Raw genomic sequence first — 12,403 nt, 5'->3', positions numbered from 1 at the left:
TTGTTACTCACTCAACAAGTGATCAAGCAGCTTAATGTTGAGAGCTCTTACATCGTCCCAGTCACCATCGCCAGCTGCTTCTAACTGTTTAAAGTTGAGCGATTTCAACAGTGTGACCCCTTCGGGATCGCTCGCCATTTCAATCAATGCCGTTTGAATCGCTTCGCTTGCTGATGACGACACTCTAGGATGCACAGCCAGCGCGTGAGGCGTATAGCCGGGCGTTGTCCATAACACACGCAACTGCGCTTTAACCTCCGGCGCAGTGTTATTAAACGTCCTCATAACGCCGCCACCTGCTTTAAAGAACCCCTTGGCAACGTTTCGGTAGACTGAATCATGGGACGAGACATACTTAGGCTCGTAAGCAATTTGCTCTTTATCAAGCTGCGCGCGCGGAATAACACTGGCAGCAAATGCCGCTGGCGATGGAAAGGCCAACTTTTGTCCACTTAGCTCATTCAGGGACTGAATGGGACTATCGTTACGAACGACAAAGATCCCTTTTATCTGTTTGTTTTTTTGCTTCGCAATGGCTCGGTAGCCCGGCTTTTGGCTGAAAACGGTATAATGGTATGGGTTCATATAAGCGATGTCATACTCACCTTCCACAACCCGTTTTTCAAACGTGGGAATATCGCGCGCGGTCGCAAAACGTATTGCCAACCCCGTTTTGCTAGACAGGTATTGAGTCACTGGCGTCCATAAGCGCGCCAGCTTCTTCGCCGATTGCTGAGGAACAACACCCAAGGTGTAAACCTGCTCGCTCGCATGAGCAAAATTAAGCAAGGAAAAAGCCAAGGCAAGTACTAAAACTAGACGTTTCATATATCTCCTCCAAACGGTATATGGCAAAGCGGCATACACCCCACGTGCCGTTTATGGGCGCGCGTCCTTAAGCCAAGCAACAATTTGTACATCGATACCATGAGCTGCCACCAAGGGCTTGTCCAATGATAGCAGCGGGTCCACTTGGTTTTGCTGACAAGAAACCGCTAACTGAGCTACATAGAGTATGGTACAAAGTTCGTTCGGCTGCGGCATATTTTGCGGCTGATTGCTAAAACAAACCGCATCAACCACCGCGGCAGGAAATCCCCACAAACTCAGCAGATAACCACCAGCAACGGAGTAATCTCCCTGACTAAGGTCAAACTCATCAGCCGTAGAGCGCGAGTCCTGGACCTCCAAAATACCGCCTAAAATTTCACCGACATTATGCAGCAGCCCAGCGATATACGCGCGTTCAGTCTGTTTTCTATCGCGTCCAAGATAACGGGATAGTTCAGCAGCCCGATCTGCAACCAAAAAAGCATTATTTGCCAAGCGCTGCTGATCGGCTGCCGACAGGCCACGCCGCCCGGCATAAACGCCTAAGACCAATACAAGCGATTTTAATAGATCGATACCCAAACGAAGCGCGGCATCAAAGGCGCTGTCCACAGGGCTAGAGAAACCAAAAAAGGCAGAGTTTGCGATATGCAGCACTTTAGCGAGCAAAGCTGGGTCCTGCTCCACTAATCGAGCGACTTGCGAGAGCGAGGCGTCAGGATCGTCTAGTACTCGGCACAGTTGCAGATAACTGCTAGGTAATAGTGGCAGTGCATCAATCCGCCCTAGCGAACTGCGCAGGCTGTCATTTAGTTTCAAGCGCTGCATCGTTTGAGCGCGAGTAACAATATCCGCCAAGGTCTCACAGCTCAGCGGCTGAGGCATAACCAGATGCACCGCCGCAATACTGTCGGTCATCACCTCATCATGAAAGTCTTCAGTAAAGAGTACGCGTACCGCTTCGGGTTGCAACTGTTTAGCCAGCGCCAAAAATTCAGCACCGCCGTATGTTGTAAAGCTGTGACTAACAACCACATTGGGGGCGCTATCACGCAACGCTTGGAGCGCACTATCCAAGCTATCAGCTTCATAAACGCGCCATTGGCTATCGGTGATCTCAGCCATTGCAGCTTGAAACGCTGACCGCACCTCCTCGTTCGGTTCAAAGATAAGCAACAACGGGCTTTCCATAGTCAGGTCCTCAACAAGCAGAAATACAGAGGCTGCACCCCAAAGCATACCTGCCTTGCATTGGCGCACCTCTTCTTATTGTTATACTGCCTCTTAGCATAGGGTAGAGAGGCCTATTTGCACAAATCAGGAAAGTGCACACATAAACGCTCATAATCGTCGGGCGTATCCACGTCCCATAACTGAGCCACCTCCAACCAACGCAGCTGCAATTTATGCAAGCGCTCAACAGTTTTTGGCATAACTTGCGCGCTGCTCCAAGGAATGCCAGCAAAAAGCTCATCGAAAGGTTGATGTAGCCCGATCAGAGCGTAACCGCCATCCTCAGCACTCACAAATACCGCATCATGATGTTGTAGCGCTAGCGCACAACGGACAAGCAACGCAGCGTCGATATTGGGGCAATCTGTGCCGATCAACAGCGCTGGCCCAACTCTAGCAAAAGCATCCTGCATCCGAGCGCCGAGATCGCCATCAACTTGCGGCAACAGCGTAATAGCGTACCGGCTCTGCAGGTCGATGAACGCCTCGTGCTCATGCTCCATTGCGGTAAAAAGATAGACAGTTTGCGACGCCTTCACGGCGGTTTGTATCGTCTGTTCCAGCAAACGCGCATGCAACTGAGCGGCTCCGGTTTCACCCAGCGCGGGTATAAGGCGCGTTTTAGCGACACCCGCTACCGGAGGCTTTGCGAAAACGATGATAGGATAATCAGTCATCGGTAGTCCTTTTCAGTAACGACATAGCCATACTCTTTAGCAAGCTGAAACGGGGAAGCGCCCAGCCAGTAACGCAAGCGCCACAGCCACATACGCAAGATAGTTTTTAACACGCCATGCTTGCGCCAACGGCGCCCGGATGTACACACTTTGGCAGACAGGGGGAAAAAGGTTATTGGCTGCGCTCGCAACAGACGACTGAGCGCAATATCTTCCATCAAAGGCTGCTTGGGATAACCACCTACGTGTTCAAAAACGGACTTGGTCACAAACAACGCTTGATCCCCGGTACAGACCTTCGTCAACCGTGAGCGTACGTTCATTCCCAATGCCACCCAGCGGCACCAGCTCTTGCCGTTATCAATCTGAACATCGAACCGCCCCCAACAGGGCGGCTGGTGTAACAGCACACGCAGCGTTTCTAACGATGCTGGCAATCGGGTATCAATGTGCAGAAAGAGCAAAAGAGAACCGGTCGCCTTTGCAGCGCCAGCGTTCATCTGCAAAGCACGCCCTGCGGGCGAGACAACCACCTTATCAACCCAAGGCCGAGCAACCTGAGCGGTTTCATCCTCGCTACCGCCGTCTACAAGAATCAACTCCAGCCAATCCCGATACGGTTGCAACGGCTGCAAGCATGCTTCTATCTGAGCAGATTCATTCAGTGTCGGAATGATACAGCTGACCTTCGGTATCACTCGACGCCCCGCCATGGTTGCACTAGTAGCTTCGGCAGCGTCAATTGATCGGACTGGCGATACTCCTTAAGGCCAAGCGGCATCGTCAGGTGGTCATCTTTGGCACTGACTCGATAGGTTTCAAATAACCGGTCCCACCAAGAGAGGAAAAATCCGTAGTTGGAGTTGGTTTCGTTTGGTTCAACCGAGTGATGAATACGATGCATATCCGGCGTGACGATAACCCAACGCAACACCCTATCGACAGCTTTTGGTAAGCGAATATTGGCGTGATTAAACAGCGCACTCGCACTGAGCAGTGCTTCAAATACGATCACGACCCACACATCGATACCGAGCGCAATCACTAATATCGCTTTAAAGAGGAGCGAGAGTAGAATTTCCACCGGATGAAAGCGCAAGGCGGTGGTCACATCGAGCTCAAGGTCAGTGTGGTGGACCCGATGTAAACGCCACAAAGGCGTCCAGCGATGCGTCAACCAGTGCTGAAACCAGATGGCTAGATCCAGTGCCAGCAGCGCAAACAGCACCGCTAACGCTTGTCCGAACACACTTTGTGGCGCTAACCATTGGAGCAGGCCAAAGCCGCTACTTTGTGCCCATAATGCGGCAGCAACGGCCACGGCTCCGACAGTAAAACGCGTTACCAAGGTGTTGATCAGCATTAAACCGAGATTGGTTGCCCAATGCTTGATACGTGGATGATACCAACGGCGCTGCGGCCGAGCGGCTTCCCACACAGCACACGCTACGAATACACCAAAAAAAGCGGTTAGCCGCATGATCGCTTCAAGTGTCATTTACTCTCTCCGAATCAGGAGCGACGCCAGCGCTGAAACTTAGCTAACCACGCCATGACGCGCGCAGAGACTTGGCTACGCTTCCAAACACCCGCAACATACTTATTGGCTTCCGCATACGTTGGATAGATATGAATAGTACCCAGCACTTTGTTGAGACCTAAATTGTGTTTCATCGCCATCACAAACTCTGCAATCAGCTCAGCCGAGTGGCTACCAACGATGGTAACGCCCAAAATCCGATCTTTACCGGGCACCGTTAACACCTTCACAAAACCATGATTCTCACCGTCGGCAATCGCTCGATCTAGCTCTTCAAGCGAGTAGGTTGAGACATCGTATGCTATGCCTTGCACTTTAGCGTCAGTTTCAGATAGCCCGACACGAGCTACTTCTGGGTCAGTGAATGTTGCCCAAGGGATCACCCGATAATCCGTTTTAAAGCGCCACAGACCATCCAACAACCCGTTGACAGAGGCATACCATGCTTGGTGGGACGCCACATGCGTGAACTGATAATCGCTCATCACATCGCCACAAAAATAGATATGGCTGAGCGGGCTGGCTTGGTAGGCATCTAAAATCGGCCGCTGCTGTGCATCCAGAGAAATCCCCAGCGCTTCAAGCCCTAAATTTTCTGTATTCGGCTGGCGCCCCAGTGCCACCAGCACCTCATCAAAGGGTATCTCTACCTCACCTGCAGCTGATTCCGCGAGCAGTAGCTTCGAGCCATCGCGGTTTTCAAAGCTTAGCGCTTGCGTTGCTAAATGCAGCTCTACGCCATCGTCCAGCAGCGCCGCTTGAACAAGCGCTTGAACATCCTGATCCTCCCTCGGTAGCAGCCCAGCTTGGCGCTGCACCAAGATAACCTGACTTCCTAACCGCGCAAACGCCTGCGCAAGTTCACAGCCAATCGGCCCACCGCCAATCACAAGCAAACGCTTCGGCAGTGCCTCTAAGCCCCAAATAGTGTCGGATGTAAGCGCATCAACGTGCTCGATGCCGGGTAGCTCAGGGACACGTGGGCGCGCGCCGGTGGCGATCACGATGCTGCGCGAGGAGATCCGTTCACTGGTACCATCATTTTTGGTGACTTCTACCTCCCAAGGTGTGATTAAGCGAGCACTGCCTTGAATAACATCAACACCCAGATCAGTGTAACGCTCTACGGAATCGTGCGGCTCGATGCGAGAGATCGCGTTCTGTACATAGCGTTTAACTGCCGAAAAATCGACCTGCGGTTCCGCGACGGTAATACCAAAACGCCCACTCTGGGTTATCGTTTTAGCTTGGCGAGCACAACGCAGCAGCGCTTTTGAAGGCACGCAACCGGTATTCAAACAATCACCGCCCATCTGGTGACGCTCTATCAAAGTCACCTTAGCTTTGGTGGCCACCGCGATATAGGCCGATACCAGCCCACCGCTGCCCGCGCCAATCACCAGCAAGTTATTATCGAACTGCGTCGGTTTTTGCCATTGGCGTGCTAACTGGCGCCGCTTACTCCACGCGAGCACGATACGAGCAATCCATGGGAAGAGTCCAAGCAAGACGAATGCACCGAGTAAGCTGGGCGACAAAATATCAGATAGCTGGCTTATCTGCGCAAGCTCTGTACCTGCATTCACATAAACGATAGTGGCAGGCAGCATCCCTAATTGGCTCACCCACCAGTAGGTGGCGATACGGATTTTCGTTAACCCCATCACTACATTGATCAGGAAAAACGGTACAGCAGGAATCAGGCGCAACGAGAAAAGATAGAATGGTCCTTCACGCTCAATACCGCTGTCTAGCTGTTTGAAGCGGCTACCAAAACGCTGCCGCACCCAATCACTGGCCAGATAGCGTGCAAGCAACATCGCCAACGTAGCACCCAGTGTGGATGCAAAGGAGATCAGCACCACACCCCAGACTAAACCAAAAATCGCGCCGCCAGCGAGCGTCATGATCGCCGCACCGGGAATCGATAGCGCGGTAACAGCGACGTAAAGAGTAAAGAACAACGCACTACTAAAAAGTGGATTCGCATCACGATAGTTGAGTAACGCCGCTCGCTCGGCTTGCAAACGCTCTAATGTGAGCAACTCTGCGCCACCCAACGCCCAGAACAAAAAGAGCAACGCGCCGATCAGCGCGACAAGTAGAATGCGTGATCTGTTCATATTAATCAGCCAACGCTCCGCCACAGCTAGATCCCTGCCCAGCGGTACAACCATAACAGTGCTCTGCCACGCGAATTGGCGCCCCCGCCACATTATCTGCCAGCTGCGCAATATGCACAGGTTTTGACGCGCCACCCAGTGGCATCTCAAGCTGCTGGTTAAAGTCACAATCGTATAAGTAGCCCTGCCAATCCACAGAGATCAACGACTTGCACATCAGTCCAGGTAAAGTCTGCGCGTTAAACGACCCTTTCAGAAGCGCCATATAATCGTCAAATTCGCCTTTTGATATCAACGTGCTGCCAAAGCGTTTAATCGGCATATTTGCCAGCGTAAAGAGCTGCGTAAACTCCACACCAAACGCGTCTTTGAGATGGGTTTTATAGGCGGCCTCTAAGCTGCTCTGCTCTGGCGGCAACACAGGGCCTTGAGGATTAAAAACTAGACTTAGCGAAAGCGCTTTTGTGCGCCCGTAGCCCAGCTCATTGAGTTGTTTAAGCCCTTCGATACTGCGCTGAAATACGCCCTTGCCCCGCTGTTTATCGACGTTATCTTCTAGGTAACAAGGCAATGAAGCCACCACTTCAACTTGGTTCTCTGCCAAGAAATCTGCTAGCCACTCATAACCCGGCTCGTTGAGAATCGTTAAGTTGCAGCGGTCCATAACATGAACGCCTTGTGCTCGTGCAGCTTGCACCAACGGCCGAAAGTGAGGATTCATCTCAGGGGCTCCACCGGTCATATCCAGTGTTGTCACCTGATGTTGCTCCATCACGCGCAGCATCATTTCCATGGTTTCCCAGCTCATCTCCTCAGTACGATGCGGGCTGGACCCAACATGGCAATGTACACATGTCTGGTTGCAACGATAACCAAGGTTGGCTTGCATCGTATCGAGTGAGGATCGAATCAGCGGGGGAAAATCGGTCGCGATGAGGTGGGGGCGCATTTCGTGCATAGGTCAGTCCTATCGTGTGAGGTGTAACACCTTGATCTATATAAATATAGACGAGTATTGGCTGATTTTGTTACGCACTTTTACGCAAAAACTGTATGAAAAGATTGCCTTAACGAGCGCCCTGTCCAAAAGTGCCAGGGCGCTCTGGGCAATTTAAGCCGGAAGACTGTCGAGCTGATAAAAGCGCGTCAGCACCTCGACCGTCGCCTCAACATCCTGTACCCCTGCGGTCTCGCGAATCGAATGCATACCAAACTGCGGCACACCGATATCCAGTGTTTTAACACCCAGTTCCGCTGATGTAATCGGACCAATGGTGCTGCCGCATGCCATGTCAGAACGCACAACAAACTCCTGCACACTCACACCAGCATCACGCGCTAAAAGTTTAAAGATGGCGCTGGTCACATCAGTCGATGCGTAACGCTGGTTGGCATTAAGTTTAATCACCGGGCCCGCATTCAACAGGGGGCCATGGTTCGCATCATGACGATCAGCAAAGTTGGGATGGATACCATGGGCGTTGTCAGCTGAGATCATCATAGAGCGCGTCAGCATACAGATACGCTGCTCAGCATCCGGCAGCATACGCATCAAAACGTTTTCTAGCATCGGGCCTTGCGCACCCGTGGCACTCATACTGCCGACCTCTTCGTGATCATTGCACACCAACAACATACCGGTTTTGGCATCCGCATTGAGCAGCGCTTCCAGCCCCATAAAACAGCTCAACAAATTATCAAGGCGTGCAGACATGAAAAGCTCATTATTCAGCCCGACCGTTTCAGCGCCTTGCGTATCGTAGAACGACAATTCGTAATCAATGACCTCGCTAACCACAACCCCTTGGCGCGCTAGCTCTTCACGAAGCAAGGCACGAAAATCGAGCGCCTGATCTGACTGCCCTAAAATAGGTGGCAGCATGGTTTGAGCGTTAATGGCGCGACCGCTGTTAGCCTCACGGTCAAGATGAATAGCAAGATTTGGAATAACGGCAATGGCACGCTTGAAGTCGATCAAGTGGTGGCACAACGCACCGCCCTCATCAAGGCACGTTAAGCGCCCCGCCAAAGCAAGCCCTCGATCAAACCAAGGATTCAGTAAAACGCCACCGTAAACTTCGACACCCAACTGCCAGTAGCCTTGTTGGTGCAGTTCTGGTTTTGGTTTGACCTTAAGACAGGGTGAATCGGTATGCGCACCGACCATTCGCAGCCCTGACTCAGCCAAGGCGTCTGCTGGCATCTGCCAAGCCACGATAGAAGCGCCGTTGCGCGTTGTAAAATATCGCTGAGCCGCCTTCAGATCCCAGGCATCAGCTTCATTTAACTCTTGAAATCCAGCACTGAGTAACGCCGCGCGCATATTCTCTACGGCGTGAAAAGGCGTTGGAGAAGCATCCAAAAACTGCGCCAAACGGTTAACAACGGTCATCTCTTGGGTTACTCCTCAGGGGTTTGCTTATCCAGCAGATCAATCTTGAATATCAGCGTTGAGTTTGCTGGAATTTTAGTGTTCGGGCTGGTTGCACCATAGGCTTGTTCTGGAGGTAATACAACTTCCCACTGGCTACCTACCGGCATCTTTGTTAGCACCTTTTGCCACCCGCGAATAACGCCTTTCAGTGGGAGAGTAGAAGGCTTTTCGCGTTCATAGGAGCTATCAAAAACCTCACCATCAACACGGGTGCCTTCATAATGAACAACCACACTATCTTGCAGCACTGGTACCTCTCCATTGCCGTCGCGCAGCACACGATAGAGTATTCCTGCTTCTAGCTCTTTAACATCGGGCTGATCACGATACGACGCTTGAAAGGCATCTCCAGCCTTGCGGGTTTCATCATTAAGCGCCTTGTCGATCAATGATTGTCGAAACGCTTCTTTTTCAGGATCTTCTCCGCAACCTGCGACCAAAAGCGCCAAAGACAGGAGCAAAACAGAGCGTTGCCACATAAAAACCTCTTCATTTTTGCCGAGTAAACTATTGATTTTACATTATTGAGGGCGATAGCTACACTCACTTAAGTCGCTCGGAGGAACAACCTACAGCCGCACTGGTCATACGTTTATCTGAACCGGAAGCAGAAAGAGATTATGAAAAAAGCGTTACGTACAACACTTGCAAGCTTAGTACTCATCCCTTCCTTAAGCTGGGCGAGCGCGGATCTTTCCACGCTACTTCCTCAAGAGGTTCATCGCAGTACACTGAAAGATATTGTTAACTCCCTGCAGAGCGGACATTACAACAAAATTCAGATAAACGACGAGCTATCTAGCCGCTTACTTGATAGCTATATAAAGAGCCTCGACCCAAACCGTTTAGCTTTCTATCAATCCGATATCACCGAGTTCGATGCCTATCGTTATACGCTCGATGATGAGGTTGAAGCGGGCAATCTAGAGCATGCCTACCAGATTTTTAATCGCGCTCAACAGCGTATTAAGCAGCAGCTTGATTGGTTCATCGCACGCTTAAACGACGATACCGCTTTTGATTTCACCAAAGATGAAACGCTCGACACTGACCGCTCTGATAACGAGTGGGCAATGAACAAGAAAGAGCTCGAAGATTTATGGCGAAAACGCTTGAAGAGCGCCCTTTTGAATCTTCGTCTAGCCGACAAAACTGGCGAAGACGCTCGCGAGGCGTTGATCAAGCGCTACCAAAACCAGTTGAAGCGGATCTCACAAACCAACAGCGAAGACGTATTCCAGCAGTTTGTTAACGTTTTCACGAAAAAATTTGACCCTCATACCTCCTACTTCTCGCCACGTAACTCCGAGAACTTTAAGATCAATATGAGCCTCTCGCTTGAGGGCATCGGCGCGGTGCTGCAGAGCGAAAATGAGCACACAAAAATTGTACGCCTCGTCCCAGCAGGCCCTGCGGATAAAACAGGTCAACTAAAGCCCTCTGACCTTATCGTTGGCGTTGGCCAAGGGGCTGAGGGGACAATTGAGGACGTTGTTGGGCTACGGCTTGACGATGTAGTTGATAAGATTCGCGGCCCAAAAGGATCCATTGTGCGCCTTGAGGTGATTCCGTCTGGCAGTGCCGATCAAACCGCGCGCAAGGTCGTTTTAATCGAACGTAATAAGGTCCGTCTAGAAGAGCAGGCTGCGCACAAAGAGATTATTGATATTGAGCACAAAGGGCGTAACTACAAGCTTGGCGTGATCGACATTCCCGCCTTTTATATTGATTTTGCTGCCCTACAGCGCGGCGATGCTGACTATAAGAGCACCACCCGTGATGTTGAACAGCTAGTCAAAGAGCTGAAAACAGACAATATCGACGGTCTGATCATCGACCTGCGCAACAATGGTGGGGGTTCGCTACGCGAAGCCAATGAGCTGGTTGGCCTGTTTATCGACCGCGGTCCTACCGTGCAGATCAGAGACCCACAAGGGCGCGTTGATATTCTCGGCGATTTCAACCCGAAAATTGCTTACACAGGCCCAATGGCCGTGCTAGTTAATCGGTTAAGTGCGTCAGCTTCTGAGATTTTTGCCGGAGCTATTCAAGACTACCGTCGCGGCTTAGTGATTGGGGATCAAACGTTCGGTAAAGGCACCGTACAAACTCTCCAACCATTGGATCACGGCCAGCTAAAGCTCACTCACGCAAAATTCTACCGCATCTCTGGCGAAAGCACTCAGAACAAAGGGGTTATCCCTGATGTGACCATGCCAAGCCTATTTGATAAAGAGGAGATTGGCGAGAGTGCACTTGAAGGAGCCCTCCCTTGGGATGAGGTCAAACAAGCCAAACATGGCATGTACAGCGGCTTTTCTCCTTTCTTAGATAAGCTACTAGCTCGTCACAATGCCCGCGTGTCGACTCAGCCTGACTTTATGTTCATGCGAGAGCAAATTGCACGCCAGCAGGAGGACAAAGCGAACGATCTGGTGCCACTCAACGAGTCAGCACTTAAGCTCAAGCGCGAGGAAGCAGAAAATTGGCAACTTGAAGCGGAAAACCGCCGCCGTGTCGCCAAAGGTGAAGCCCCAATCAAACAACTTTCAGAACTGGACGACCTACTGAAAAAAGATGAGCAAGGCACACCGATTTCGGAGGAATCTCGCGCAGTCTTAACCGAGAGCGGCCGCATTCTGATCGACTTGATGGAGCTCTCTACACACTATGCAGCTAGCAACTGAGCGATAAGATGAGTAAATCCAAAGCGTTCTCTACCCTCGTGTTGCTGCTCGTGCCCGTGATTTTAGTCGCGTTAGGTGTGGGCGGTTACTTTGCGTACCAACGCATCGACGCTCAACATAAGCGTAATGAGAAAGAGCTTGAGCGCTTTGGATATGAAATGGTAGCTAGCTCAACTAGCTTTGAAACAACCGGGGAGCTTGGTGCCAAGCAACTCCCACCCACATTTGATGAAAACAAGCTAACACCAACGCAAAAGGTGATTAAGAGCCTCATCAACGATAAAGAGCAGCTCATTACAGAAACCCAAGTGCTCAAATCCGAGATAGAAAAACTACAAGCGCAAATTAATGAACTTGAAGACTACAAGCGCCTTAACGAACACTTTGCGCCTGACCGCTTGGAGGACGAACTCAAATCCGTTGAGCGCCAACTCAAAGCGTTTCTTATCCGATCACCAGATGCGGAGCGCTTTACCACCCTGCAAATTGAGATTATGGCAGCGGCTGGAGCCGCTGAGTACAAAGCTTACATTACGCGTAATCGCCTGATGTTATCTGAAGATAAAAAACAAACGCTGATTAGCGATTACCTGCCAGGTTATGCGTTTTGCGTCGGAGATGCTGTTGAAGTTGCAGCAAACTCGGCATCAGAGGAGCGCCGCTTAGCAACATTTTTCCGCACTGATGACACGTCCGATTTACCCCAAGCTCTTTATCAAGACCTGTCAATGGTGCTCGAACCTTGCCAACTCAGCGTTCGCCAACGCTTAGAGGAAGACGAGCTTTAACCCTACCTTATAGTCCTATTCTGCTGTATAATGCGCGCTCATATTTTTATGATGCGCGTGCACTCACCAGTAGGTATGCGCGTATTTAAT

11 protein-coding genes are annotated in these 12,403 nt (G+C 51.0%); 2 read left to right on the top strand and 9 right to left on the bottom strand.

The window, feature by feature from the left end; genetic code table 11:
* Positions 1–3: 3 nt before the first annotated feature.
* The 9 genes from EOE65_RS00220 to EOE65_RS00180 form a co-directional block, all read right to left on the bottom strand.
* Positions 4–828: a phosphate/phosphite/phosphonate ABC transporter substrate-binding protein gene (locus tag EOE65_RS00220; RefSeq protein ID WP_127692287.1), complete on the bottom strand. Its 825-nt coding sequence runs from the start codon at positions 826–828 to the stop codon at positions 4–6.
* Positions 829–879: 51 nt separating this feature from the next.
* Positions 880–2,022 carry an HDOD domain-containing protein gene (locus tag EOE65_RS00215; protein WP_164846979.1) on the bottom strand — a complete coding sequence of 381 codons (1,143 nt, stop codon included), beginning with the start codon at positions 2,020–2,022 and terminating at the stop codon, positions 880–882.
* Positions 2,023–2,135: 113 nt separating this feature from the next.
* Positions 2,136–2,741 carry a TIGR04282 family arsenosugar biosynthesis glycosyltransferase gene (locus EOE65_RS00210; RefSeq protein WP_127692285.1) on the bottom strand — a complete coding sequence of 202 codons (606 nt, stop codon included), beginning with the start codon at positions 2,739–2,741 and terminating at the stop codon, positions 2,136–2,138.
* Positions 2,738–3,454 carry a TIGR04283 family arsenosugar biosynthesis glycosyltransferase gene (locus EOE65_RS00205; RefSeq protein WP_127692284.1) on the bottom strand — a complete coding sequence of 239 codons (717 nt, stop codon included), beginning with the start codon at positions 3,452–3,454 and terminating at the stop codon, positions 2,738–2,740. Before EOE65_RS00205 ends, EOE65_RS00210 begins: the two co-directional genes overlap by 4 nt.
* A complete protein-coding gene (locus EOE65_RS00200; protein WP_127692283.1) occupies positions 3,436–4,239 on the bottom strand; it encodes a sterol desaturase family protein in 804 nt (267 codons plus the stop codon). Before EOE65_RS00200 ends, EOE65_RS00205 begins: the two co-directional genes overlap by 19 nt.
* 14 nt (positions 4,240–4,253) lie before the next feature.
* The gene (locus tag EOE65_RS00195) at positions 4,254–6,404 is read right to left on the bottom strand and encodes an FAD-dependent oxidoreductase (RefSeq protein ID WP_127692282.1); all 2,151 of its coding nucleotides are present in this window, start codon (positions 6,402–6,404) and stop codon (positions 4,254–4,256) included.
* Between the two features lies 1 nt (position 6,405).
* Positions 6,406–7,362: an arsenosugar biosynthesis radical SAM (seleno)protein ArsS gene (gene arsS, locus EOE65_RS00190; protein ID WP_127692281.1), complete on the bottom strand. Its 957-nt coding sequence runs from the start codon at positions 7,360–7,362 to the stop codon at positions 6,406–6,408.
* 153 nt (positions 7,363–7,515) lie between these two features.
* Entirely contained in the window at positions 7,516–8,796 is a 1,281-nt protein-coding gene (locus tag EOE65_RS00185) for a M18 family aminopeptidase (protein WP_127692280.1), read from the bottom strand.
* Positions 8,797–8,804: 8 nt separating this feature from the next.
* Positions 8,805–9,317, bottom strand: coding sequence for a BamJ family beta-barrel-assembly machinery protein (locus EOE65_RS00180; RefSeq protein ID WP_127692279.1), 513 nt, complete (start codon positions 9,315–9,317; stop codon positions 8,805–8,807).
* 141 nt (positions 9,318–9,458) lie between these two features.
* Here EOE65_RS00180 and EOE65_RS00175 point away from each other — a divergent pair, with 141 nt between their 5' ends.
* The gene (locus EOE65_RS00175; protein ID WP_127692278.1) at positions 9,459–11,525 is read left to right on the top strand and encodes a carboxy terminal-processing peptidase; all 2,067 of its coding nucleotides are present in this window, start codon (positions 9,459–9,461) and stop codon (positions 11,523–11,525) included.
* Between the two features lie 8 nt (positions 11,526–11,533).
* On the top strand, positions 11,534–12,313 hold the full coding sequence (locus tag EOE65_RS00170; protein WP_127692277.1) for a hypothetical protein: 780 nt from the start codon (positions 11,534–11,536) through the stop codon (positions 12,311–12,313).
* Positions 12,314–12,403: the final 90 nt, after the last annotated feature.

The organism is Neptunomonas marina, from assembly GCF_004005935.1.
GTDB classification, from domain to species: Bacteria; Pseudomonadota; Gammaproteobacteria; order Pseudomonadales; family Balneatricaceae; genus Neptunomonas; species Neptunomonas marina.
The sequence above is the reverse complement of the archived record's forward strand: the minus strand, read 5'-3'. Positions and strand labels throughout refer to the sequence as shown.

Excerpts from the sequence above, each read along its gene's own strand:
- EOE65_RS00220 (WP_127692287.1), bottom strand. The coding sequence starts at position 828 with ATGAAACGTCTAGTTTTAGTACTTGCCTTGGCTTTTTCCTTGCTTAAT.
- EOE65_RS00215 (WP_164846979.1), bottom strand. The coding sequence starts at position 2,022 with ATGGAAAGCCCGTTGTTGCTTATCTTTGAACCGAACGAGGAGGTGCGG.
- EOE65_RS00210 (WP_127692285.1), bottom strand. The coding sequence starts at position 2,741 with ATGACTGATTATCCTATCATCGTTTTCGCAAAGCCTCCGGTAGCGGGT.
- EOE65_RS00205 (WP_127692284.1), bottom strand. The coding sequence starts at position 3,454 with ATGGCGGGGCGTCGAGTGATACCGAAGGTCAGCTGTATCATTCCGACA.
- EOE65_RS00200 (WP_127692283.1), bottom strand. The coding sequence starts at position 4,239 with ATGACACTTGAAGCGATCATGCGGCTAACCGCTTTTTTTGGTGTATTC.
- EOE65_RS00195 (WP_127692282.1), bottom strand. The coding sequence starts at position 6,404 with ATGAACAGATCACGCATTCTACTTGTCGCGCTGATCGGCGCGTTGCTC.
- arsS (WP_127692281.1), bottom strand. The coding sequence starts at position 7,362 with ATGCACGAAATGCGCCCCCACCTCATCGCGACCGATTTTCCCCCGCTG.
- EOE65_RS00185 (WP_127692280.1), bottom strand. The coding sequence starts at position 8,796 with ATGACCGTTGTTAACCGTTTGGCGCAGTTTTTGGATGCTTCTCCAACG.
- EOE65_RS00180 (WP_127692279.1), bottom strand. The coding sequence starts at position 9,317 with ATGTGGCAACGCTCTGTTTTGCTCCTGTCTTTGGCGCTTTTGGTCGCA.
- EOE65_RS00175 (WP_127692278.1), top strand. The coding sequence starts at position 9,459 with ATGAAAAAAGCGTTACGTACAACACTTGCAAGCTTAGTACTCATCCCT.
- EOE65_RS00170 (WP_127692277.1), top strand. The coding sequence starts at position 11,534 with ATGAGTAAATCCAAAGCGTTCTCTACCCTCGTGTTGCTGCTCGTGCCC.